Origin of the sequence: Hungatella sp. SL.1.14, assembly GCF_024460495.1 — a bacterium.
In the GTDB taxonomy this organism is placed as follows: domain Bacteria; phylum Bacillota; class Clostridia; order Lachnospirales; family Lachnospiraceae; genus Hungatella; species Hungatella hathewayi.
Window position 1 is genome coordinate 86,481 of record NZ_JANFYJ010000025.1, and the last position, 23,088, is coordinate 109,568.

The following is a 23,088-nucleotide window of genomic DNA, read 5'->3' on the forward strand; positions in this document are numbered from 1 at the left end:
AATCGCGGCTTATAATAGAACAGAGAATAAGAAGGACATCAAGGCAGGATATTATGAGACTATGGGAACGCATCGCAATCCGCGGCAATCGGGAAGTTTATTACTATGACACAAAACAGTCCTTTGAGGCGGAAGAGTTTGCCTCGAGGCTTTATGATTTGATCTGTATGGAACAGGAAAACGGAAAAACGGCGGGGGTTGTGTTTCTGTGTATCGGGACAGACCGTTCCACGGGTGACAGCTTAGGACCGTTAATCGGGTACAAGCTGAAGGAAAAACGGCTGGAGCGGGTGGAAATTCTGGGGACACTGGAACGCCCTGTACACGCCATGAATTTAGAGACCTACCAGGCAATTTTAAAATTTCAGTACCCGGATCACGTGGTGGTGGCAGTGGATGCCTCCGTGGGGAACATGGAGCATATCGGGTATGTGACGCTTGGAAAAGGCTCGCTGAAGCCGGGACTTGGAGTCAGCAAGGAACTGAAGGCGGTAGGCGACATTTTTATCACGGGTATTGTCGGAAGCTGCGGCAGCTTCGATCCCTTAATGCTCCAGAGCATCCGGCTGTCTGTCGTCATGCGGATGGCGGACTGCATCAGCAGAAGCATTTATCTTGTCGAAAAGTTATGGGAAAATGCTTCCCTTCTTTGACAGGTTTTGCGCTCATCCTGTGCTATGATTCATTGGATTAATATGAATAGCGGGGTGAGCCTATGGGAGAATTGTACAATCCGTTCCCGAAGCTGCCGAAGAATATACGGCAGATCGGGGAGCGTGACGCAATCGTAAAATTGTATGTAGAAGATTACGTGAATACGTATTTGAGACGTCTGTATCCGGCGGGTGGACAGGACCTACGGGTCGGCCTACTGCTCGGAAGCGTGGAGATGAACGATGGGACGCCGTATATCTTTATTGACGGCGCCATGGAAATGGAAGATGTAACGGAACAGGGCCAGAAAGTGGTCTTTTCAGAACTTGCGTGGAAAAAGGCGTATCAGAGCGTGGAACAGCTGTTTCCGAAACGGTCCGTTCTGGGCTGGTTTCTGTGTGGAGCGCCGGGAAATGATTTAAGTCCGCTTAATTACTGGAAGCAGCATGTTCAGTATTTTCAGGGACCTAATAAGCTGATGTATTTAAGCAGCGGAGTGGAAGGAGACGAATCAGTTTACATAACGTCGGAAGACGGATTCTACAAGCTCTGCGGCTACAGCATTTATTATGAAAGAAATCAGATGATGCAGGATTATATGGTTCTCCGGAAGGATGTGAGGAGAATTGAGTCCGGATCGGATGAGAAGGTTATTCAGGAATTCAGAAAGCGGATGGATGAGCACAAGGACGAGGTGACGGACAGGCACCAGACTCTTGGGCTTTTACGTGGTATGTGCATGGCCATGTCTATCGTGATCCTGGCAGGCGGAATCGTAATGTTTAATAATTATGAGCGGATGCAGGAGATGGAGAGCGTTATCGCATCCGCTATTCCGGAACGGGTGGAGTCGGCCCTGATGGGAAAGGATAACGCGGTGGCGAAGGATAAACCGGAATCCCATGTGGTCGTGGAAGAGGCGGATGGCGGAGTCTATCCGACGACGGCGGCGGTGACAAAGGAAACCATGTCAGAAACCCAGCCGGGCAGTCAAAACGGCGGAGAAGATCAAAATGGCGGAGACGGCCAGGCGGCTGGAAGCGGCCAGAAGAGTGAAAATACTCAGGCTGGCGGAGACGTCCAGAGCAGCGGGAACGGCCAGAATAGCGGAGGCGGTCAGAACGGCGAAAGCAGTCAGAACAGCGGAAACGGCCAGGATGGCGGAAACAGTCAGGAGTCTGCCCAGACGCAGGGAGGAAATAAGGGGGCGTCTAAAGAAGAGGGGGCCGGAAGCCAGAGTTCATCCGGCGGTGCCTCCCAGGCTGCGGCCGGTGGTACCCAGAGAGTTCATGTGGTTCAGGATGGAGAAACACTGTATGGGATCTGTATATCGGAATATCATGATGTAAATAAATTAAAGGAAATCTGTGAGTTAAACGGGCTGGAGGATGAAAATAAAATAGTATCCGGCCAGAAGCTTCTGCTTCCCTAAAGGCCGCAAACTCGCGGAAAGAAAAAAATAATGCGTTTCTCCCGGAAATGATGTATACTACAATCAAACCAGTTACGGCATTTTAGGAGAAAACATAATGAGTGATTTAGACTCTATGAACAGAGAAATTAAAAAAAGGCAGCTGAGACGGCAGATTGTTCCGCCCCCAGCCCCTCAGGAAGAAGACAGTGAGGAAATCGTACGGAAAGCCCGAAAGCGCGTCAGAAGGAAACGGCTTAAGATTATTCTGATTATTGGAGTGATCTTAATCGCTGCAGGAATCAGCCTGTTCCAGTATTTCCGGCTCTACCAGTATACGAGTTATGACGTCGTGTGGGAAAAAGAGTTAAAGGAAGGCAGCTTTGTGGGTTATATGGATTTTGGCGGCAACGTCTTAAAATACAGCAAGGATGGAGCCTCCTACATTGATAACCAGGGAAAAGAGATCTGGGTCCAGAGCTTTGAGATGAAGTCGCCCACTGCGTGTGTCAACGGTAATTATGCGGCGGTGGCGGATCAGCAGGGCAACAGCATCTACATATTTGATAAGTCGGGGCCTACGGGGACGGCGACTACGCTGCTTCCCATCATTAAGGCCACGGTCTCTGCTCATGGTGTGGTCGCGGCGATCCTGGAGGACTCAACCTCAAACTACATCTATTTTTATAAGAATGACGGAAGCGTTCTGGATGTAAAGATCAAGGCGCTGCTAAACGGAGAGACCGGCTACCCCGTGGATATCAGCCTTTCCCCGGATGGAACCCAGCTGATAGGAGCGTACGCCTATTTAAAGAACGGTGCACTGAACGGCCGTGTCGCGTTCCACAATTTTGCGGAAATCGGAAAAAGCGTGCCGGATCGAGTGGTAGGCGGATTTGACGAGCCTTACGAGTCTTCTCTGGTGGCGCGGGTCCATTTCCTCGATGACACTTACTCCTGTGCATTTGCAGATAACAGCGTATCCTTTTATTCGACAAAGAACGCGCTGTCGCCGGAGCTGCTTAAGCAGGTTGTGGTGGAGGAGGAGATCAGGGCGGTCTTCTATTCGAATAAGTACGTGGGGATTATTGTAAATAATGCGGAAGGCGAGAATCCGGACCGGATGGACGTCTACAGTCCTGACGGAAACCTCGTATTTTCGGAGGCGTTTCGTTATCAGTACACCCAGGCCGATATTGACGGAGAGCATGTAATTTTGTATAATGAAGACTCGTGCAGGGTTTATAATATGTCCGGACGACTGAAGTTTGAAGGAACATTTGATTTTCCCGTATCCAAGATCCGGAACGGCAGATTTCCCAATACGCTGCTGGTAACCGGACCTCAGAACATGAAAGAGATAAGATTAAAATAGACCAGGAGGAATAATACCAATGAGTAAGATCGAAACCATGTCAGTCAATGCAATTCGCGTTCTTTCCGCCGACGCCATACAGAAAGCGAAATCCGGTCATCCCGGCCTTCCTCTGGGCTGTGCTTCGGCTGCCTATGAGTTATGGGCAAATCACATGAACCACAACCCGGCAGACCCGAACTGGGCCAACAGAGACCGCTTTATCTTATCCGGTGGCCACGGTTCCATGCTGCTGTATTCCCTGCTTCATTTATTTGGTTATGGAGACTTATCCAAAGAAGATATCATGAATTTCAGACAGCTGGGTTCCTTGACACCGGGCCATCCGGAGTATGGCCACACAGTTGGAATTGAAGCCACCACAGGACCGCTGGGCGCCGGTATGGCGATGGCTGTCGGTATGGCAGCTGCGGAGACTCATCTGGCGGAGGTCTTTAATAAAGAGGATTACCCGGTTGTAGACCACTATACGTACGTGTTGGGCGGAGACGGCTGTATGATGGAGGGAATTTCCTCCGAGGCGTTCTCACTGGCAGGAACGCTGGGACTCTCCAAGCTGATCGTCCTTTATGACTCCAATCAAATTTCCATCGAAGGAAGCACCGATATCGCATTTACGGAAAATGTTCAGAAGCGTATGGAAGCGTTTGGTTTCCAGACGATTACCGTGGAAGACGGCAACGACCTGGAAGCAATCGGACGAGCCATCGAGGAAGCCAAAGAAGATACGGAGCATCCGTCTTTTATCACCATTAAGACACAGATCGGTTTCGGCTGTCCGGCCAAGCAGGGCAAGGCCAGTGCTCACGGCGAGCCTCTGGGCGAAGAAAACGTACTGGCAATGAAAGAGAACCTGGGCTGGCCATCCATGGAGCCGTTCTACGTTCCGGATGAAGTCTATGAGCACTATGCCCGCATTGCAGAGGAAAAGGCGGAGACGGAAGCCGCATGGAACGTCATGTTTGCAGCCTACTGCGAGGAATATCCGGAGATGGAAGCGCTGTGGAACGCCTATCACGATGAGAATGCAGGTGAAAAAGCCATCGAAGCGTGTGCAGGCTTCTGGAGCAAACCGGAAAAGGCCGATGCCACAAGAAATATATCAGGAAAGATTTTAAATAAAATTAAGACATATATGCCGAATCTGATCGGAGGTTCTGCTGACCTGGCTCCGTCCAACAAGACGAACATGTCGGATCTGGGGGATTTCTCCAGAGATAACCGCGGCGGCCGCAACCTGCATTTTGGTGTCCGTGAGCTGGCGATGACGGCGATCGGCAACGGAATGATGCTTCACGGCGGACTGCGCGTGTTTATTGCCACATTCTTCGTATTCAGCGATTATACAAAGCCGATGGCGCGTCTTTCCTCACTGATGGGAGTACCGTTGACGTATGTGTTTACACATGACAGTATCGGCGTCGGTGAAGACGGACCGACCCACGAACCGATTGAGCAGATGGCCATGCTTCGCGCCATGCCGAATTTCCATGTGTTCCGTCCCTGTGATGAGACTGAGACCGAGTGCGCATGGTATTCTGCACTGACCTCCAAAAAGACACCTACGGCACTGGTTCTGACGAGACAGAACTTAACGCCGATGGAAGGCAGCAGCAAAGAGGCGTTAAAGGGCGGTTACGTAATTGACGACTGTGAAGGCACGCCGGATCTGATTCTCATTGCCAGCGGTTCCGAGGTAGAACTGGCTGTCAATGCGAAGAAGCTTCTTTCTGACAGAAAGGTCCGCGTCGTTTCCATGCCGTGTATGGATTTATTCGAGGAACAGTCCGCAGAATATAAAGAATCCGTACTTCCGAAGTCTATTCGGAAGCGTGTGGCAGTGGAAGCCTTAAGTGACTTTGGATGGGGCAGATACGTAGGACTGGACGGCGCCTGCGTGACCATGACCGGATTCGGAGCCAGCGGTCCGGCAAACCAGCTGTTTGAGCATTTTGGCTTTACGGCCGATCATGTGGCTGAGGTTGCAAGATCCTTATAGACAGTAAAATGTGATGCGGCGCAGGAGGAAAACCGAATGCGCCGCCGGATAATACAAAAGGGAAAAGGAGTATCGTTCAAAATGGGAAAGAAATGTATTGGCATTGATGTAGGCGGAACCAGTGTAAAGATCGGGTTATTCGAAACGACAGGTGACCTTCTGTTAAAGTGGGAAGTTCCAACGAGAAAAGAAGAGGGCGGAAAGTATATCATCGGTGATGTGGCGGCCTCTATCTTAAAGACTCTGGAGGAGAAGCAGATTCCGATGGAAGAGGTGGTCGGTGCCGGACTGGGAGTTCCCGGACCGGTTATGCCGGACGGATCTGTGGAAGTATGCGTAAACTTAGGCTGGCGTAATGTAAATCCCGGAAAAGAGTTAAGCGGGCTCCTCGGCGGAATGCCGGTAAAGAGCGGCAATGATGCCAATGTGGCTGCTCTTGGCGAGATGTGGCAGGGCGGCGGTAAGGGTTTTGATGATATCGTCATGGTCACCCTGGGAACCGGTGTTGGCGGCGGTGTTATCATCGGACAGAAGATCGTTGCCGGAAAGCATGGGCTGGCCGGAGAGATCGGCCACATTCATATCCGCGACGAGGAGACGGAGCACTGCAACTGCGGCGGCGTAGGCTGTGTGGAGCAGATTTCCAGCGCTACGGGCATTGCGCGGGAGGCCAGAAGAAAGATGGCGGCATCGGATGCGCCGTCTGCAATGAGGAAATTTGGCGACCGCATTACCGCGAAGAACGTGCTGGATGCCGCGAAGGCCGGCGATGCACTGGCGCTTGAGACGATGGAGGTGGTAGGCCATTATCTGGGGCTCGCACTGGCACAGATCTCCATGGTAGTGGATCCGGAAGTGTTTGTAATCGGAGGCGGCGTGTCAAGGGCGGGACAGTTCCTGATTGATACCATCTATAAGCATTACGATCAGTATACCCCTATTTCCAAGAATAAGAGCGGAATCGTGCTGGCTACGCTGGGCAATGACGCCGGTATCTATGGGGCAGCCAGACAGATCCTGGATTAATTTGCTAATTTTCCGTTAATATGCCCGTAAAGACTTGTAATCAGGAATAAATGTGGTAAACTCAAACTATAGATATTACATAACGAAAGGGGTATTCTTATGAAATTTTATGTTTGCAGCCACTGCGGAAATATTATCGCATATGTAAAAAACAGCGGTGTTCCTGTCGTCTGCTGTGGGGAAGCCATGAAGGAACTGGTTCCTAATACCACGGATGCCGCGGTTGAAAAACATGTCCCCGTGATACATACAGATGGTCAGAAGGTAACTGTAACGGTAGGTTCCACCAGCCATCCGATGCTTGAAGAGCATTATATCGAATGGATTGCGCTGGCGACAAAGCAGGGCAATCAGAGGAAAGAACTGAAACCGGGCCAGGAGCCTCAGGCAGAGTTTATGATCAGCGAGGATGATGAGGTCTTAGAGGTATATGCGTACTGTAATCTGCATGGATTATGGAAGGCATGAGCAGTTAAAATGTAGAAACAGCGCTTGAAGCAGATCGCCTCAGGCGCTGTTTTTTTGCATCCGGCCATGTTGTAATCTCAAAAATTTATAGATAATTTGTGGGCAAACCCGTTTGATTGTTAACAAACAGGAAGAATAAGTGGGAAAAATTTACAATAGTATGGACATAACCTGTATTTGTAAGTAAAATAACAGGTATAAAAAGTGGAAAAAGACTTACAAAGTGGATAACTCCGGTCTGGAGTGAAGGAAACGTGGAAAAAGGAGGGACGTCATGAAGTTTGGATTCAATCCCGAAAAACGAGTCATTACAGAGAAGTCTCCGCCTGTATTTGCGTGTGAATCCCTGATTTTTTTTACTGCCTCCGGCAGTGGTATTCTTCATGTAAACGGAGTAAAGCTGAAACTTAAAAAAGGGAGCTTTGGCTGGCTTCACACGTACCATATCTATCAGTTCGAACCGGACTGGGGGGAGGTTCTGGAGCTGTTCTGCTGTCCATTTGATTATGCGTCAGCCTCTTATATCGCCTATCGGAACAGTTTGAAAATTACGATGACTGTCCTGACAGAGAGTTCCCCTGTGGTGATGCTGCGCGGGGAAAATGAGGAATATGTCAGATCACTGATGGAAGAATTGATCGAGGAGGGATCCGGGAGCGAAGCAGCAGATATCGTACATGGATACTCGCTGTTTCTGGAGATCGTCACGCTGTTTCTCCGGTATTCAGCGAGGGAGTATGAGCGGCAGGAAGGGCAGGAAAACAGGTTTGAGCGAAGTCTGGCCTGGAAGCTGCTTCAGCATATTTTTACCTACAGCAATGAGAATCTGACGAGGGAAAAGCTTGCGTCTGCCTATGGTGTCACGGACCGGGTGGTCAGCTGCCAGTTAAATCTTGTGGCAGGACAGAGCTTTGCAAGCCTGTTAAACCGTGCGAGGGTGGACCGGGCCTGTGATATGATGCATTTTGGAGGCCTGACAATGCAGTATATCGCGCGCTATGTGGGATACCATTCAGAGACTTCTTTTTACAGATCCTTTAAACAGGTGATGGGGATGACGCCTCAGGAGTACCAGAAGGCCGTCCTTCCGGAAGGCGGTAACGAGGCGGCTCATATTGACGTGCGGGCGCTGCTGATCCTTAACCATCTGTTTGGCCATTACCGGGAACCTCTGACCACGCAGGACACGGCAAAAGCTTTATACATGGAGAAGAATTCTGTAAATCCCCTTTTGAAGGAAAACTTTGGTCTGGATCACAGCGGGATTCTCACAGAGCTTCGAATGACGTATTCGGAGTCGCTGCTGGAAAACAGCCGGATGCCGGTGATTGATGTTGCATTTGCGTGCGGGTATAACAGTTCTCATACGTTTATCAGAATCTTTTCCGAGCGTCACGGAATGACGCCCGGAGAGTACCGGCGTTTCTCCGTACATGGCGGTTATGAAAGCAGATAAGGTGACAGGAGGGAAGAAATATGGAATGTTCACTGGAGACGAGAGAAGACTCCGGGTTTCGCGGAAAACAGTATTTTTCACCGGAATTACTGCCGGAAAGGCTGAAGGCGCGCTCCTTTCGCTTCAAAGGGGAGGGGGCCTTTGAAAACAGGGAGGATGTGACCGTGCTGTCCATACGGAAGGGAAGAGGGCGCATGTACTTAAACAACCGGATTTATCCGCTGGAGCCAGGCATGGTATTTATTCTTTATCCGTTTCATATCTGGAAGATGCAGGCGGAGGAAGGCGGTGAGCTGGAAGGGGAAGAATGCGTGATGAATATGGGGGCGATGCTGTTTTTGTTTGCCATACCTCCGTACCACCGTCCGGTGCCGGTTTTTGAAGAAAACCCTTCTGTTTACCGGCTGGACCAGGAATATGGAAGCCGTGTGGAGCGGCTGTGGGACCGGCTTTTGAAGGAAAATGAATCGACGGACTGCTACGGCGGAAAAATGCAGTTTTCGCTTATGATGCGGATTATGGTTCTCTGCCGGAAACATGGAAAAGTAATAGACTGTTCCAGTTTTTAACCGGTTTTGTCAAAAAATAAACGAAAAAAATGGCTGTATTGACACTCCTCTAAAATTATTTTATACTGAGGCAAAATTCTGACAGGGTCAGATAAGTTTAGAGGAGGTATATCAGTATGACAAAATGTATGATCGGGGCGTTAAAGGGGAAAGCCGCTGTAATCACTGGCGGAGGTTCCGGAATCGGAAAAGCTATGGTGGAGCGGTATCTGGCGGAGGGCGCCTCCGTGGTGGCTGCGGATATCAACGAAGAGAGCCTGAAAGTACTTCAGGAAGAACTGGAGCCGGAGTATGGAGATAAGCTTAAGATTCGCAGGGTGAATGTGTCGAGTAAAGAGGAAGTAGAAGCTATGATTGACTATACCATCGAGGCATTTGGCAAAGTGGATGTGGTCATCAACAATGCCGGTATTATGGATAATCTTCTTCCGATTGCCGAGATGCCGGACGACATGTGGGAGAGAATCATGAACATTAACTTAAACAGTGTTATGTACGCATGCCGGAAAGCGGTTCAGTATTTCCTGAAAGAAAACCGCGAGGGCACCATCATCAATACGGCATCCTTAAGCGGACTCTGTGCCGGCCGCGGCGGTCTGGCCTACACGACCTCCAAGTTTGCCGTAGTAGGTCTGACAAAGAATGTGGCGTTCATGTATTCTGATGCGGGAATCCGCTGCAACGCCCTGTGTCCCGGCGCGATCGAGAGTAACATCGGAAGCGGAATGCGGGAACCCAGCAAGCTGGGATTTACGAAGGCGGTAACGGGCAATGCCGGCCGTCACCGCAACGGATCCGCAGATGAAGTTGCCACCGCGGCGGTGTTCCTGGCTTCTGACGCTGCTTCCTTCATCAACGGTGAGACGCTGACGATAGACGGGGGGTGGAGTGCCTATTAAAAACGCGAGATAAACCTGCATTCCGTTCGTTTTAACGAACCGTTGAACTGTGCTGACAATCCGGCAGCGATTACCTTCCCCCATACCGGCTTGTCAGCTGTCTGCAGGATGCTGACTGCGAAACTGTCTGGGTGTGCAGCCATAATGGCGCATAAACAGCTCGGAATAGTAGCTTAAGTGGTTAAATCCACATTCTGTTGCGATCTCTGTAATGCTTTTATCCGTCTTTTTAAGAAGATGGGAACTTACCTCCAGCCGGTAGGAATTTAAAAAATCAATCGGTGACTGGCATAAGTATTTTTTGAATATCTGACAGCATTTGCTCCGGCACACTCCGCCGGAGGCGGCTATGGCTGAGAGCGTCAGCTTTTCCGTGTAATGCTGGTAAATAAAGGAAACCATATCTTTCTGAACTTTCGTATCCATGTCTTCAATGCCCGGAGCGGCAGTTTTACCGGCCTTGAACTGCCGGGCCAGATGTCTCCATATGAGATAGAATAATCCGATGATCTCCAGTTCATATCCATACTCACCGTGTTCTTTCAGTTGTGTCATTTCCATCAGGCAGTCCAGTATAAATCCGTGATCGGGTCGGCCGGAATCCAGATATACAAATTCAGTCTCGCGGTCTTCCAGAAGCGGCAGCAGATACTTCTGATAAATCAGCCTGTTTGATGAAAACAGCGCAGGATGAACAAGAATGCAGAGAAAGGAACAATCGTTCTGGTTAATGGAGGAACCGTAATGCATCTGCCTCGTGTTGACCATGATCCCATCGTGTTCTTTCAGAACCAGATTCTTCCCATTAATATAATAATTCATCTCACCATGTACAATTCTGATAAATTCCAGGTCATCGTGCCAGTGGCACAGTGCTTTTCTGTCCGGATACCGGGACAATTCGCCTGTCTGTATGTAGAGCGGTATGCCTGTCTCGTCGTAACGGACGATCTCGGAAGCGTCCTGCATGATATCAACGTTTATTTTTTCCTCGTTATTCAGCATATTTTTGACCCTTTCATTTGGTGAAGGCGGCGGAGGTTCTGATTTCAGGGCATTGGCGGTCGGGATTCATTTTATAAAACCACGAAATAAAATACGATTGTTATAATATAAAACGATTATACAGATATTGGAGCTGCACTTCAAGTAATATAATTATAAAATGTGATTTAACAGCGATAACTTAACTATTACTTTTAAGGAGTTCCAATGAGAGAAAATGACAAACACTTTTATAAGAATTTATTTGTACTGGTTCTTCCGATTGCATTCCAGAATCTGATGTCGGCCCTGGTCAGCGCTTCTGATGCCATGATGCTCGGTATGGTGAACCAGGATTCCTTATCGGCGGTATCGCTGGCGGCACAGGTGCAGTTTGTACTGAGCCTGTTCTGGGCAGCTTTGACCATCGGGACGACCATTCTGGCGGCGCAGTACTGGGGAAAGAACGACAGGCTGTCTGTGGAAAAGATTCTTGCGATTGTCCTGAAGTATTCTTTTGTGATATCGTTTCTGTTTTTCGCGGCGGCGGCGCTCTGTCCGCGTGTGCTGATGCATATCTTTACGAATGATGAGACGCTGATCGCGCTGGGGGCCGAATATTTGAGGATTGTCAGCTGGTCTTATCTGCTGGCGGGAATCTCGCAGATCTATCTGTGTATCATGAGAAACAGCGGCAGAACTCTTAAGAGTACGGTGTTTGGCTCTGTTTCCATGGTTTTAAATATTTTTTTGAACGGAATTTTGATCTTCGGGTTGTTGGGGTTTCCAAAGCTGGGGATCGGCGGGGCGGCCGTGGCAACCGTGACGGCCAGAGCGGCAGAGCTGATTCTGGCAATGTGGGAAAACCGCAGAGACGATGTGGTCCGGATTCGCTGGAGCCTTCTGAAAGAATCACACGCCGTACTGAGGAAAGATTTTGTGAAATACACGACACCTGTTATGGCAAATGAACTGGTATGGGGCTGCGGTTTTACGATGTTTACCGTTATTATGGGCCATCTGGGGAGCGATGCCGTGGCGGCCAACTCCATAGCCGGAATTGTAAAAAACCTGATATCCTGCTTATGCATCGGTATTGGTTCCGGAAGCGGTATTATCGTGGGAAATGAGCTGGGGAGCGGAAATCTCGTTCGCGCCAGAGAGTACGGAGGGCGGCTCTGCCGCCTGTCCCTGGTGATGGGAGCTGTGTCAGGTGTTATTTTGCTGGCGTTCAGTCCCTGGATCATGCGATATGCCGCTAACTTAAGCCCACAGGCGCAGGCTTATCTGCAGGGGATGCTGTTTATGTGTGCGTATTATCTGATTGCGAAGTCGGCTAATATGACGGTTGTGGCGGGGATCTTCTGCGCAGGCGGTGATACGAAGTTTGGTTTTCTGTGTGATACGGTCACCATGTGGATCATTATCGTGCCAGTCGGATTGCTGGCTGCGTTTGTCTTTAAGCTCCCGGTGCTGGCGGTCTATTTTCTGCTGAATCTGGATGAATTTGTGAAGCTTCCGGCGGTTTACCGTCATTATAAAAAATATCAGTGGGTCAGAAATCTGACCAGGGAGGAAACGGTTCTCAGCGGGAATGCAGAGACAGAAATCCCGCTGCAGAAATAAAAAGGAGATGGAAAAATGCTGGCGGATTACCATACACACACGTATTACAGTGATGATTCTGAGTGTCCCATGGAGGACATGGTCAGGAAGGCCGTGGCCATCGGACTTGATGAGATTGCCTTTACAGAGCACGTGGATTACGGTGTGAAGACGGATTTGAATTGTGACTATGAGGCATATTTTGAAGAGACAGACAGGCTTAAGGAGAGATACCGGGACAGGATCACTATAAAGGCGGGGATAGAATTCGGGGTGCAGAGCCACACCATTCCTTTGTTCCGCCGTGATTTTAAATGGTATCCCTTCGAGTTCGTAATCCTGAGCAACCATCAGGTGGGAGACAGGGAATTCTGGAACTATGCGTTCCAGGAGGGAAAGAGCCAGGAAGAGTATCAGACGGCCTACTACGAGGCGATTTACGATGTGATCCGGCAGTATAAGGAGTATTCCGTGCTGGGGCATCTGGACATGATAAAGAGGTATGACCGCTTCGGAGATTATCCGGACGACCGGATCATGGGGATGGTGGACCGGATTCTGAGTCAGGTGATTGCTGACGGAAAAGGCATTGAAGTCAATACATCAAGCTTTAAATACGGCTTAAAGGATCTGATGCCGAGCCGCGCCATATTGAGACGCTACCGGGAGCTGGGAGGGACGATACTGACCATCGGGTCCGATACTCATGAGACGGTGCATCTCGGTGACCATATTGCGGAAGTGAAACAGGTGTTGAAGGAAATGGGGTATCAGACGTTTAACACCTTTTCAAATATGGAGCCGGTTTATCACAGCCTGTAAATAAAATCTGCTCTGAAGAGAAACGGCACTGCAAACAGGAAAGTTCAACACTTTCGTCCGGTTTGCAGTGCCGTTTTAAATTTTGTATTTGCCCAGTCTTCGGATGTTTACAATTTTTGAGGATATGGTATACTATAATCCAATTGATTGTGCATCTGCAGAAGATGGCAGAAACCCTGTGATTTTAATGACACTTTATGATATAATGAACACGCGTGCCGCAGGTTTGCGTGCCTCTTTGAAAACGACCGGACCGGACAGGAGCTGTGAATTTAAACAAAAAAATCCTCATATAAATGAGGAGACCCCGGTCGACGAGCAACCGGGGCAATTATGAAAAATCTATGTGCAATTTGACGATATAATCAATTCGCATAAATGATTTCCTATGCATTTAGTATAAAAAATACATATGAATAAAATATGAACTTCATGTAAACAGATTATGAAAAATATAAGGAGGCTTCATGGGAGAGAAAATAAGCAGAAAAACAATTGTTATCGGTCACAAGAATCCGGATACAGATTCGATCTGTTCGGCCATCTGTTATGCCAATTTAAAACGGTGCATTACAGGGGAGAATTATCAGCCGGGCCGGGCCGGAGCAGTCAACGAAGAAACACAGTTTGTCTTAAAGCATTTTAATGTGGAAGCCCCGGAATTTGTGGAAAACGTGAAAACACAGGTACGCGATATTGAAATCAGGGAGACGGCAGGCGTGAAAAAGAATCTGTCGCTAAAGAAGGCCTGGAATCTCATGCAGGAGGCGAACGTCGTCACCATTCCGGCTGTCACCGAGGAGGGGCTGCTGGAAGGACTCATCACAGTAGGTGATATCGCCAAATCCTATATGAACGTCTACGACAGCAGTATTCTGTCCAAGGCCAATACACAGTATGCCAATATCGTGGAGACCCTGGAGGGCGCCATGGTCGTGGGGGATGAGACGTCGTATTTCAGCGAGGGAAAGGTCCTCATTGCTGCGGCCAATCCGGATATGATGGAGTATTATATTTCCAGGGGGGACTTGGTCATTCTTGGCAACCGCTATGAATCCCAGCTCTGTGCAATCGAGATGGATGCCGCCTGCATCATTGTGTGCGAGGGAGCGGCTGTCTCCATGACCATAAAGAAACTGGCACAGGAACACGGATGCACGGTTATGACGACGCCGTATGACACATTTACGGCGGCCCGCCTTGTCAATCAGAGCATGCCTATCAGCTATTTTATGAAGACAGAGGCGCTGATTACATTTGAGATGGATGACTATATCGATGATATCAAGGATGTTATGGCAAGCAAACGTCACCGCGATTTCCCGATTCTCGATAAGAACGGCAGATACCGCGGCATGATTTCACGCCGGAACCTGTTGGGAGCCAAGGGCAAACGGATCATTCTGGTGGACCATAATGAGAGGAGCCAGGCGGTGGAAGGCATGGAGAGCGCCGAGATTCTGGAAATCATCGACCACCACAGGCTGGGAACGGTGGAAACGATTGCGCCGGTATTTTTCCGCAATCAGCCGGTTGGCTGTACTGCGACCATCGTCTATCAGATGTATCAGGAAAATCGTGTGGAGATTGAACCGTGGGTTGCGGGTCTGCTGTGCAGCGCGATTATTTCCGATACGCTGCTGTTCCGGTCGCCGACATGTACCGATGTGGATAAGAGGGCGGCGCTTCATCTGGCTGAAATCGCCGGAGTGGAGGTGGAGACTTATGCGTCCGCCATGTTTGCAGCCGGAAGCAATTTGAAAGGGAAAACCGATGTCGAAATATTCTATCAGGATTTCAAGAAGTTTTCTGTTGGAAAGGTATCCTTCGGTGTCGGCCAGATCAGCTCCTTAAATGCCGGAGAGCTGGAGGAGTTAAAGGGCCGTATGCTGCCGTATATGGCGAAGGCCAGGGAAGAACATGGAATGGATATGATGTTCTTCATGCTGACCAATATTCTGACCGAGTCCACAGAGCTTCTCTGTGAAGGCCAGGGCGCAGAGCAGATGATTGCCGGCGCCTTCCGCACTTACTCGGAAGAGGGCATGGGCGTTAAAGATCACGTGGTCAGCCTTCCCGGCGTGGTATCCAGGAAGAAACAGCTGATTCCAGGCATCATGCTGGCAGTACAGGCTTAGGCCACAGACGGAAAGGAAGCTGCGGCTGGAAAGGAATTATGATGGCGAGACAATATTTTAAACCGGGTAATATGCTGTATCCGGTTCCTGCGGTTATGGTAAGCTGTGGGCGGGAGGGCGAAACGCCTAATATTATCACGGTTGCGTGGGCAGGGACGGTTTGTTCATCACCGGCCATGTTGTCTATCTCTGTCCGTCCTGAACGGTACTCCCACGCAATCCTGATGGAGACGAAGGAATTTGTGGTGAATCTGGTTACAAAGGATCTGGTGTTCGCCGCGGACTACTGCGGTGTGAAGTCCGGGCGTGATGTGGATAAATATAAAGAGATGAAGCTGACTCCGTCGCCTTCAAAGTTTGTAAAGACACCGGGAATCGGGGAGAGTCCCGTAAACCTGGAGTGCCGGGTGACGGAAGTTAAGAAACTGGGCACCCATGATTTATTTCTGGCGGAAGTGGTGGGTGTTTCCGTGAATGAGAACTTTATGGATGAGAATGGGAAGTTCCTTTTAAACAGTACCGGGCTGGTGGCATATTCTCACGGTGAGTACTTTGAACTGGGGAAAAAACTGGGAAGCTTCGGGTATTCGGTGAAGAAGACGGGAAACGGGAAGAAAAGCGGTTCTGCGGAGAAGACGAATATCGGAAATAAACGTGACAATCAGAAACATGCTTCCGTAAAAGGCACGGGAGCAAAACGCGCAGGGGGTAACAGGAGGAAGAGCAAATGATGCAGAAACTGGACAATATCACACTGGTCGGAATGCCGGCATCGGGAAAGAGCACAGTAGGTGTACTTCTTGCAAAACGTCTCGGTTATTCCTTTGTGGACGTGGATATCGTCATACAGGAAAAGGAAGGTCGGCTGTTAAAGGAAATCATAGCCGAAGAAGGATTAAACGGCTTTATGGAAGTGGAAAACCGGGTAAATGCCGGAATTTCCGTACATAAAAGTATCATAGCCCCGGGAGGCAGCGTGATCTATGGGAAGGAAGCCATGAAACATTTAAAGGAGATCAGTACGGTGGTCTATTTAAAGCTCAGTTACGAGGCGGTAGAAGCCAGGCTGGGGAACCTGGTGGACCGGGGAGTCGTGTTAAAGGATGGAATGACGCTTCGGGATCTCTATGAGGAGCGTGTGCCTTACTATGAGAGATACGCGGATATTACTGTGGATGAGACGGGGCTGGACGCGGGACAGACGGTTGATAAGTTAAGGGAAATGCTGACAGATATGTATGGACTCAGAACGTGATATCCGGACCGGCAAAAGGAGAGGGGGAGCACAGGATGAGAATTACCCAGGATGTGGCAAAGACAATTGTTAATGAAATCAGTAATACAATTAATAAGAATGTTAATTTAATGGACGAAACCGGAAGAATTATTGCCAGCACAGCTTCTGACCGGGTTGGAACGTTTCATCGGGGGGCACAGAAAATTGTAGAGGAAAAACTGGATTGTTTAACTATTTATACGGACCAGGAGTATTCCGGCTCCAGAATGGGAATTAATATGCCCATCTATTTTCAGGGTGAAATTGTCGGAGTGATTGGAATTACTGGAGAGTGGGATCAGATCAGCCAGTATGTTCAGTTGATACGGAAGGCAACGGAAATCTTATTGATGGAATCATATTTGAAAAACAGAGAGCTGCATGATGAAGCTTCCAGACGAGAGTACGTTTATAAACTGTTGTTTGAAGAGTTTGACAGGATCCCGGAACAATTTTATCAATATGGTTTTTCTATAGGAATTGATGCGGTTTTAGCCCGGGCATGTCTGACTGTGTCCTTTAAAGATGGGAGCAGGGGAGAGCGGCCAAAACAAATTTATGAATATCTTGATATGGCAGAAAAGAAAGTACATGAATATCAGGCAGAAGCGAAACAGATACTGGTTTACAGAGAACTGACACAGCTCAGTATCTTTATACCGGGAAAAGACAGTGAAGAGGTAAAAAGAACGGCAGAAGATATCAGGAAGAGGATTACTCTGCCGGAAGGAATCGAGATAAAAGCCGGCCTGGATGAGTCGTTGTATTCGGGTGCAGATATAAGAAGCGGATATACAAAGGCATGTAAAAGTTTATTGGTCGCAATGGCTTCTAACGACCGATGGCTGGTCTGCTACAATCAGCTGACCCTGGGACTTTTCGTTGATGAGGTATCGAGGGCCACAAGGGAAGAGTATGTTAAACGTATATTTGCGTTTATATCGGATGAAGAAATTGCAAAGTGGGTAAGCCTTCTGGAAGTATTTTACCGATGTGAAGGTTCGATAACAGAGACTGCCAGCGAACTGTTTATTCACAAAAACACTTTGCAGTATCAACTGAAGAAGCTTGCCTCCATAACGGGGTACGACCCAAGAAGTCTGTCATGTGCGGGACTGTATCAAACTGCTATCAAGTTTTTTTATTCCTTTTAATTGTGCAAATAGTATAGAAAAATAAATAAAATACAAGATATGCTGTCGCTTATAACAAATATGCGGCAGCTTTTTTCGTTTTCGGTAACGATGACAGAAGAATTTATTTTCGCTATACTAAATATATCAAAAAAAATGGAGGGGGAGAAGATATGGAGGTTTTTTCCTGTGATACAATGGTTGCCCTGGGAAACAGTACAAAAAGCGGAAATTTAATCTTTGCGAAAAACAGTGACAGACCGCTGACAGAAGCCCAGCCGCTGGTGGTATATCCGGCAGGTGATCATAAGCCGGATGAAATGGTTCAATGTACGTATATTAAGATACCACAGGCTGCTCATACTTACCGGGTACTGGGATCAAAACCATTTTGGATATGGGGATTTGAGCACGGTATGAATGAGCACCACGTGGTGATCGGCAACGAAGCGGTATGGGCGAGAGAGCCGGAAGAAAAAGAAGACGGTCTGCTGGGGATGGACCTTCTCAGATTGGGATTAGAGCGGGGAAGAACTGCATATGAAGCGCTTCATGTTATTACAGGACTCTTGAAACAGTATGGACAGGGGGGAAATGCAGCGCTGGGCATGGAACACAGGTACAATAATGCGTTTCTGATTGCAGATGATCATGAGGCATGGATCCTGGATACATGCGGCCGCAGATGGGTGGCGCGCAGGGTTAAGGATGTGGCGGGAATTTCCAATTGCTACAGTACGGAAGAGCAATGGGATGAAGACTCAGGTGATGTGAAAGAATACGCATATGAGAATGGCTGGGTCAGCCGTGATGTTCCGTTTAATTTTGCAAAGGTATATAGTGCGATGGGATTAAAGCATCGGGCGGCCCATCCAAGATATGCGAGACTCAATAAACTGTTGAACCAGCATAAGGGCAGTATTGATTTAAACGTGATCAGAATGATACAGAGAGACCATTTTGAGGGAGAAATTATTGAACCGAGATGGAGCCCGGCCGATGGTCTTCACGTGAGCATCTGTATGCATGCAATCAATGAGAAAGCCAGCAGAACTGCCGCTGCCGCTCATATAGAGCTTGCAAAAGGAGAGACGCCTGTCTGGTGGAATTGTTTTTCTGTACCTTGTATGTCAATTTTTGCACCGTATACCGTAGAGTCAGAGCTTCCTGAAATTATTTCCCATGCGGAGCAGTGTTACACGGAAAATTCTGCATGGTGGCAGTTTGAACGAATGCAGTATGCGATGGAACAGGATTATCCAAAGTACATTGGGCAGTGGAGAACTGTTCAGAGACAGCTGGAAGAAAAATACTTAGAAGATGTCAGGGAACATGGCGCACCTGCAAATGAGAAAATCAAAGCAAATACGGAGGAAATGCTGAAAGCGGCAGATAACATGTACCATATGATTACCTGCCATCCCAGCGCATCCGGAGAGCCACAGAAGGCGGAGGCAAATGAAGTAGCAAAGAAACGGGCGAAGATTGTATTTTAAAATGAATGGGGGATTTACTTATGATCAGTATGGCGGCATTGGCATGGACCGGAATTATGATTATAGCGGGAGTGGTATTGAGGGCGAAAGTACCTTTTTTACGCAATAATCTGGTACCTGCAAGTGTAATTGGTGGTGTTATAGGCTTTATAGTAATGAATCTGGGATTTATTACGGACTGTACGGTTGGTGAATTTGGGGATATTGCCAACCTGTTGTGGATCTTTACATTTGCCAATATGGGCGTTACTCTGGCGGCGAAAAAGGAGACTGTAAAAACTGCAGATGGCCAGTCATTCAGACAAAAGCTTGCGAACAGCCAGTTTTCCGGTATCTGCGGAATGGGATTTATCTGGGTCATTCCGTATGCGTTTTCAGGTCTTATCGGATTTCTTGTACTGCAGGTGATTGGAAAATACTTTGGTATGCCTGCGATTCACGGTCTGCAGCTTCCCTTTGCATTTGCGCAGGGACCAGGACAGTCGGTTAACTATGGCGGAATGATGGAAGCAAATGGAGTAGCGGATGCTGTGCAGGTAGGTGTCACTTTTGCGGCAATGGGATTTCTGGTTGCATTTCTGATTGGGGTGCCTTATGCAAAAAAAGGAATTAAAAAAGGGCTTGCACCATACAGCGGTAAGATCGGCGAAAGTATGTTAAAGGGGTTATACGAGCCGGATGAACAGGAATTCTACGGGAAACAGACAACACATCCCGGAAATGTGGATACACTTGCTTTCCATGTGGCTTTAGTTGGTATTGCCTGGGTAGGCGGTATGTATATCGGTAAACTTTGGGCGCTGGTACCGGGGTACATAGGAACATTATTTTCCGGATTTTTATATCTGAACAGTATGCTTTGCGGATATGTAATCAGATGGATTATTGGAAAACTGGGGCTGTCAAAGTATCTGGACAGGGGAACACAGATTCATCTGTCAGGATTTTGTATTGACATGATGGTAACAAGTGCATTTATGGCCATATCTCTTGAAGTAGTAGGAAAATGGCTGGTTCCGATTCTGATCCTCGTACTGATTACAACGGTTTTCACCTATATCATTACCCGTTATTTTGGAGAAAGAATGGGAGGAAAATATGGATTCGAGCGTTCTCTCGGTGTATGGGGAGCAATGACGGGAACAAATGCTACAGGACAGGCATTAGTTCGAATGGTAGATCCGGATCGGAAAACTACAGTTTTGGAAGAAATGGGTCCAATGAATGTAATTAATGTACCGGCCTGTTACGTTGTTATGCCCGCGGTTATTGCTTATTCAGCCGGAGAAATTTCGACGACGGCATTGTTTGTGTCTTTAATAGGAGTTGGCGTTGCATTTATGGCAGCAATGCTTGTTACTGGCGTATGGGGCAAGAAGACCTATGACTACAGGAAGGGAGAACTTTATTACTCCCTGGATGATGAAACAGAACAGAAGGCGGCCCAGTAAGCAGAGAGAGGATTATATGGATATGCGGGAGCTCTCCGGTAAAGGCTGATGGTCCGGAGAGCCTCTCTTTCTTTAGGGACAGGAGAAGAAATGTCTGGAAATATAAGGGAATATCTATTTATTATTATCGTTCTTTTTGCTAATATTATAGAAGGAATTACAGGATTTGCCGGAACCATGCTTGCAATGCCTGCATCTATGCTGCTGATTGGGGCTGAGGAGGCAAAAGTTATTCTAAACATGGTTGCACTCATGGTAAGCAGTACGATTGCAGTTAAAACTTATAAAAAAATCAACAGAAAAGAGCTGGTAAAAATCACCTCACTCATGATGTTGGGGATGGTCATCGGTCTGTATCTGTTTGCTGTTCTTCCTGTTAAGCTTCTGTCAGTCTGTTATGGTGTTCTCATTATTGCTGTTGCAGTGAACGGGCTGGCATCAAAAAAAAGAATGGAGCTGCCGGCTGGGATATTGATCATAATTGTGTTGGCTGCAGGGATCATTCACGGTCTGTTTCTTTCCGGAGGGGCACTGCTTGTAGTCTATGTTACTGCGGTAATAAAGGAGAAAGGTGTAATCCGCGCTACGCTTGCGCCAGTTTGGTTAATGCTGAATACCATAATTTTGCTTCAGGATATCTGGTTCGGAAGAATTACATTTCATACCCTGCGCCTTACCGGAATGTGTATGATTCCTGTTATTCTTGCACTGGTTCTGGGAAATTATCTGCATAATAAGATAAAACAGGAACGGTTTGTGCACTTGACCTATTTGTTATTGATCATTTCGGGGGTCAGCCTGGTTATCTGATAGAATTTATTCTCAAAATAAAATTTGCTATGACAGGAGAGGTGGTAATGAAATTTTTATTTGCTTCAGACTCATTCAAAGGAACGCTGACTTCGGAACAGATTATCGCTCTTCTGACTGAAGCTGCAAAAAAAGTATTTCCAGACTGCGAGACTGTGGGAATTCCTGTGGCCGATGGAGGGGAAGGTACAATCGACGCCGTCATATCCGTGCTCCATGGATCAGTTCACGAGATAAATGCACACGGTCCATTAATGGAAGAGGTGGTCAGCTATTATGGAGAGTCGGGAGATGGGGCGGCGGTCATTGAGATGGCAGTGTCTTCGGGTCTGCCCATGGTACCAGTAAATAAAAGAGATCCCCGAGTGACGACCTCGTATGGAACCGGTGAACTGATTAAAACTGCCCTTGACCGCGGCTGTCGTGACATCACGATTGCGATCGGCGGCAGCGCCACCAACGACGGAGGTATGGGCGCCATGCGTGCGCTGGGGATACGATTTCTGGATGAGAACGGAGAGGAACTTTCCGGATGCGGAAACGACCTGGCCCGGGTGGCTGACATTGATATCAGAGGACTTCACGGTGCAGTGAAAGATGCGAAGTTTACCATCATGTGCGATGTAAACAACCCATTAACGGGTCCTGACGGAGCGACCTATACCTTTGGAATGCAAAAAGGCGGCACTCCGAAGATCTTAGACGAACTGGAACAGGGAATGATTCATTATGCGGCTCTGATCCGGGAGAAAATGGGGATCGATGTGGACCAGATACCAGGCTCCGGCGCGGCCGGGGGGCTGGGAGCGGCATTCAGCGTATTTCTCAAAGCGGAGATGAAGTCGGGAATTGAGACGGTGCTGGATCTGATTCATTTTGATGAACTACTGGAAGGGGTGGATCTGGTCATAACCGGTGAGGGAAGAATCGACTGGCAGTCTGCCTTTGGAAAGGTTCCCAGCGGAATCGGCAATCGCTGCCGCAAGAAGGGAATCCCGGCTATAGCCATTGTCGGCGGCATGGGCGATAAGGCGGAGATGATATTCGATCATGGGATTGACAGCATCATCACTACCATTAACGGGGCCATGGGGCTCGATGAGGCGCTGGAACGGGCGGAAGAGCTGTACGCCGGTGCGGCGGAGCGGGCATTTCGTATGGTAAAGGCGGGAATGAGACTTCATGACAGATCATAATCATAATAGGTAAAATAAAAGGAATTGCGGCCGGAGCCATGATGTGCTCCGGCCATTTTTGTTACCTAAAAGTTTAGCGGGCCGGAATCCTTGTTGTGAAATTCCTGCCTATACAAATAATTTACAAACCATTTACAACAATAAGGTATTTACTCAGTTAATTTCCTGCTAACATAAGTATGAAAAAACTTTTAAGCCTGCAAATAAAAAGTCAATAGGAAAATGAAAAATTTTCAAAATTTATTGTTGATTGAATTTCAGGTACAACAAATAGACCACCGTTATCCGCTGGTCTGAAAGGATGTGGTATCCCTTATTCT

20 protein-coding genes are annotated in these 23,088 nt (G+C 48.1%); 19 read left to right on the top strand and 1 reads right to left on the bottom strand.

Features of this window, described 5'->3' with window-relative positions; translation table 11 throughout:
* Positions 1–53: 53 nt before the first annotated feature.
* From yyaC to NE473_RS23335, 9 genes are all read left to right on the top strand, one after another.
* Positions 54–653, top strand: coding sequence for a spore protease YyaC (gene yyaC, locus NE473_RS23295; protein WP_006771823.1), 600 nt, complete (start codon positions 54–56; stop codon positions 651–653).
* A gap of 62 nt (positions 654–715) precedes the next feature.
* The gene (locus NE473_RS23300; RefSeq protein WP_155560953.1) at positions 716–2,086 is read left to right on the top strand and encodes a LysM peptidoglycan-binding domain-containing protein; all 1,371 of its coding nucleotides are present in this window, start codon (positions 716–718) and stop codon (positions 2,084–2,086) included.
* Between the two features lie 97 nt (positions 2,087–2,183).
* Positions 2,184–3,440, top strand: a complete 1,257-nt coding sequence (locus tag NE473_RS23305; protein ID WP_155560954.1) for a DUF5711 family protein — start codon at positions 2,184–2,186, stop codon at positions 3,438–3,440.
* Positions 3,441–3,459: 19 nt separating this feature from the next.
* Positions 3,460–5,439: a transketolase gene (tkt, locus tag NE473_RS23310; protein WP_155560955.1), complete on the top strand. Its 1,980-nt coding sequence runs from the start codon at positions 3,460–3,462 to the stop codon at positions 5,437–5,439.
* A gap of 81 nt (positions 5,440–5,520) precedes the next feature.
* Positions 5,521–6,465, top strand: a complete 945-nt coding sequence (locus tag NE473_RS23315) for an ROK family glucokinase (protein ID WP_022030431.1) — start codon at positions 5,521–5,523, stop codon at positions 6,463–6,465.
* Between the two features lie 99 nt (positions 6,466–6,564).
* Entirely contained in the window at positions 6,565–6,933 is a 369-nt protein-coding gene (locus tag NE473_RS23320; RefSeq protein WP_006771828.1) for a desulfoferrodoxin family protein, read from the top strand.
* Positions 6,934–7,207: 274 nt separating this feature from the next.
* The gene (locus NE473_RS23325; RefSeq protein ID WP_138313504.1) at positions 7,208–8,389 is read left to right on the top strand and encodes a helix-turn-helix transcriptional regulator; all 1,182 of its coding nucleotides are present in this window, start codon (positions 7,208–7,210) and stop codon (positions 8,387–8,389) included.
* Positions 8,390–8,409: 20 nt separating this feature from the next.
* The gene (locus NE473_RS23330) at positions 8,410–8,958 is read left to right on the top strand and encodes an AraC family ligand binding domain-containing protein (RefSeq protein ID WP_022030429.1); all 549 of its coding nucleotides are present in this window, start codon (positions 8,410–8,412) and stop codon (positions 8,956–8,958) included.
* Positions 8,959–9,074: 116 nt separating this feature from the next.
* A complete protein-coding gene (locus tag NE473_RS23335) occupies positions 9,075–9,857 on the top strand; it encodes a glucose 1-dehydrogenase (RefSeq protein ID WP_022030428.1) in 783 nt (260 codons plus the stop codon).
* 93 nt (positions 9,858–9,950) lie between these two features.
* Here the strand turns inward: NE473_RS23335 and NE473_RS23340 are convergent, their stop codons facing one another.
* Positions 9,951–10,862, bottom strand: a complete 912-nt coding sequence (locus NE473_RS23340; RefSeq protein WP_006771832.1) for an AraC family transcriptional regulator — start codon at positions 10,860–10,862, stop codon at positions 9,951–9,953.
* Positions 10,863–11,069: 207 nt separating this feature from the next.
* Here NE473_RS23340 and NE473_RS23345 point away from each other — a divergent pair, with 207 nt between their 5' ends.
* The 10 genes from NE473_RS23345 to NE473_RS23390 all read left to right on the top strand — a co-directional run bounded on the left by NE473_RS23345 (position 11,070) and on the right by NE473_RS23390 (position 22,768).
* Entirely contained in the window at positions 11,070–12,467 is a 1,398-nt protein-coding gene (locus tag NE473_RS23345; protein WP_155560956.1) for an MATE family efflux transporter, read from the top strand.
* A 15-nt stretch (positions 12,468–12,482) separates the two neighbouring features.
* Positions 12,483–13,268, top strand: a complete 786-nt coding sequence (locus NE473_RS23350; protein ID WP_055650872.1) for a histidinol-phosphatase HisJ family protein — start codon at positions 12,483–12,485, stop codon at positions 13,266–13,268.
* Positions 13,269–13,735: 467 nt separating this feature from the next.
* Positions 13,736–15,406, top strand: a complete 1,671-nt coding sequence (locus NE473_RS23355; protein ID WP_006774968.1) for a putative manganese-dependent inorganic diphosphatase — start codon at positions 13,736–13,738, stop codon at positions 15,404–15,406.
* A gap of 41 nt (positions 15,407–15,447) precedes the next feature.
* Entirely contained in the window at positions 15,448–16,137 is a 690-nt protein-coding gene (locus NE473_RS23360) for a flavin reductase family protein (RefSeq protein ID WP_118041814.1), read from the top strand.
* Positions 16,134–16,661, top strand: a complete 528-nt coding sequence (locus tag NE473_RS23365) for a shikimate kinase (protein ID WP_155560957.1) — start codon at positions 16,134–16,136, stop codon at positions 16,659–16,661. Before NE473_RS23360 ends, NE473_RS23365 begins: the two co-directional genes overlap by 4 nt.
* Before the next feature lie 35 nt (positions 16,662–16,696).
* The gene (locus NE473_RS23370) at positions 16,697–17,836 is read left to right on the top strand and encodes a CdaR family transcriptional regulator (protein ID WP_207746983.1); all 1,140 of its coding nucleotides are present in this window, start codon (positions 16,697–16,699) and stop codon (positions 17,834–17,836) included.
* A 152-nt stretch (positions 17,837–17,988) separates the two neighbouring features.
* Positions 17,989–19,311, top strand: a complete 1,323-nt coding sequence (locus NE473_RS23375; protein ID WP_256265398.1) for a C69 family dipeptidase — start codon at positions 17,989–17,991, stop codon at positions 19,309–19,311.
* 20 nt (positions 19,312–19,331) lie between these two features.
* Positions 19,332–20,762 (top strand): sodium/glutamate symporter, encoded by a 1,431-nt coding sequence (locus tag NE473_RS23380; protein WP_243145814.1) that lies wholly within the window; start codon positions 19,332–19,334, stop codon positions 20,760–20,762.
* A 90-nt stretch (positions 20,763–20,852) separates the two neighbouring features.
* On the top strand, positions 20,853–21,572 hold the full coding sequence (locus NE473_RS23385) for a sulfite exporter TauE/SafE family protein (RefSeq protein WP_243145815.1): 720 nt from the start codon (positions 20,853–20,855) through the stop codon (positions 21,570–21,572).
* Positions 21,573–21,619: 47 nt separating this feature from the next.
* Positions 21,620–22,768, top strand: a complete 1,149-nt coding sequence (locus NE473_RS23390; protein WP_155560960.1) for a glycerate kinase family protein — start codon at positions 21,620–21,622, stop codon at positions 22,766–22,768.
* Positions 22,769–23,088 lie beyond the last annotated feature (320 nt).

Coding starts and splice junctions, on each gene's coding strand:
- NE473_RS23330 (WP_022030429.1), top strand. CDS start 8,410: ATGGAATGTTCACTGGAGACGAGAGAAGACTCCGGGTTTCGCGGAAAA.
- NE473_RS23335 (WP_022030428.1), top strand. CDS start 9,075: ATGACAAAATGTATGATCGGGGCGTTAAAGGGGAAAGCCGCTGTAATC.
- NE473_RS23360 (WP_118041814.1), top strand. CDS start 15,448: ATGGCGAGACAATATTTTAAACCGGGTAATATGCTGTATCCGGTTCCT.
- NE473_RS23300 (WP_155560953.1), top strand. CDS start 716: ATGGGAGAATTGTACAATCCGTTCCCGAAGCTGCCGAAGAATATACGG.
- NE473_RS23390 (WP_155560960.1), top strand. CDS start 21,620: ATGAAATTTTTATTTGCTTCAGACTCATTCAAAGGAACGCTGACTTCG.
- NE473_RS23315 (WP_022030431.1), top strand. CDS start 5,521: ATGGGAAAGAAATGTATTGGCATTGATGTAGGCGGAACCAGTGTAAAG.
- NE473_RS23385 (WP_243145815.1), top strand. CDS start 20,853: ATGTCTGGAAATATAAGGGAATATCTATTTATTATTATCGTTCTTTTT.
- NE473_RS23380 (WP_243145814.1), top strand. CDS start 19,332: ATGATCAGTATGGCGGCATTGGCATGGACCGGAATTATGATTATAGCG.
- NE473_RS23305 (WP_155560954.1), top strand. CDS start 2,184: ATGAGTGATTTAGACTCTATGAACAGAGAAATTAAAAAAAGGCAGCTG.
- NE473_RS23375 (WP_256265398.1), top strand. CDS start 17,989: ATGGAGGTTTTTTCCTGTGATACAATGGTTGCCCTGGGAAACAGTACA.
- NE473_RS23345 (WP_155560956.1), top strand. CDS start 11,070: ATGAGAGAAAATGACAAACACTTTTATAAGAATTTATTTGTACTGGTT.
- NE473_RS23325 (WP_138313504.1), top strand. CDS start 7,208: ATGAAGTTTGGATTCAATCCCGAAAAACGAGTCATTACAGAGAAGTCT.
- yyaC (WP_006771823.1), top strand. CDS start 54: ATGAGACTATGGGAACGCATCGCAATCCGCGGCAATCGGGAAGTTTAT.
- NE473_RS23340 (WP_006771832.1), bottom strand. CDS start 10,862: ATGCTGAATAACGAGGAAAAAATAAACGTTGATATCATGCAGGACGCT.
- tkt (WP_155560955.1), top strand. CDS start 3,460: ATGAGTAAGATCGAAACCATGTCAGTCAATGCAATTCGCGTTCTTTCC.
- NE473_RS23370 (WP_207746983.1), top strand. CDS start 16,697: ATGAGAATTACCCAGGATGTGGCAAAGACAATTGTTAATGAAATCAGT.
- NE473_RS23350 (WP_055650872.1), top strand. CDS start 12,483: ATGCTGGCGGATTACCATACACACACGTATTACAGTGATGATTCTGAG.
- NE473_RS23355 (WP_006774968.1), top strand. CDS start 13,736: ATGGGAGAGAAAATAAGCAGAAAAACAATTGTTATCGGTCACAAGAAT.
- NE473_RS23320 (WP_006771828.1), top strand. CDS start 6,565: ATGAAATTTTATGTTTGCAGCCACTGCGGAAATATTATCGCATATGTA.
- NE473_RS23365 (WP_155560957.1), top strand. CDS start 16,134: ATGATGCAGAAACTGGACAATATCACACTGGTCGGAATGCCGGCATCG.